Below are 876 nucleotides of genomic sequence, written 5' to 3'. Positions count from 1 at the left end.
ACCACAACAGCGTGATCGACTCGGCCGTCTACCGCGAAGGCCGCAGAGTCGCCTCCCCCACCACCCTCGCCGAAACCTTCCGCCGGCTCCGCGAACAGCCCGAGGGCATGGCCTGGATCGGCCTGCACCGCCCGACGGAATCCGAACTCCACTCCCTGGCCGCCGAGTTCAACCTCCACCCGCTCTCGATCGAGGACGCCCTGGAGGCCCACCAGCGCCCCAAGCTGGAGCGCTACGGCGACACCCTCTTCGTGGTCCTGCGCGCGGCCCGCTACCTGGACGCCCAGGAGGAGGTCGACTTCGGCGAGCTCCACGTCTTCGTCGGCCCGGACTTCCTGATCACCGTCCGCCACGGCGCGGCCCCCGACCTCTCCTCGGTCCGCCGCCGCATGGAGGAATCCCCGGACCTCCTCTCCCTCGGCCCTGAGGCCGCCCTCTACGCCATCCTGGACGCGGTGGTGGACGGCTACGCCCCGGTCGTGGCGGGCGTCCAGAACGACATGGACGAGATCGAGACGGAGGTCTTCCGCGGCGACCCGGAGGTCTCCCGCCGCATCTACGAACTCTCCCGCGAAATGGTCGAGTTCCAGCGCGCCACCCGCCCCCTGGTCGGCATGCTCCACGCCCTGATGGCCGGCTTCGCCAAGTACGGCACGGACGAGGAACTCCAGCGCTACCTCCGCGACGTCGCGGACCACGTCACCCACACCAGCGAACGCGTGGACGGCTTCCGCCAGGCCCTGACCGAAATCCTCACGGTCAACGCCACCCTGGTCTCCCAGCAACAGAACGCCGAAATGCGCGCATTGGCCGAAGCGGGCTTCGAACAGAACGAGGAGATCAAGAAGATCTCCTCGTGGGCCGCCATCCTCTTCG

At 68.7% G+C, this 876-nt stretch carries 1 protein-coding gene; it reads left to right on the top strand.

The window, feature by feature from the left end:
* Positions 1-11: 11 nt before the first annotated feature.
* The coding region (locus tag VR44_RS40255; RefSeq protein WP_063779029.1) for a magnesium and cobalt transport protein CorA at positions 12-876 on the top strand (865 nt) is incomplete at its 3' end.

Source organism: Streptomyces katrae, assembly GCF_000966975.1.
GTDB lineage: Bacteria > Actinomycetota > Actinomycetes > Streptomycetales > Streptomycetaceae > Streptomyces > Streptomyces katrae.
This window is presented reverse-complemented; position numbering and strand designations above follow the sequence as displayed.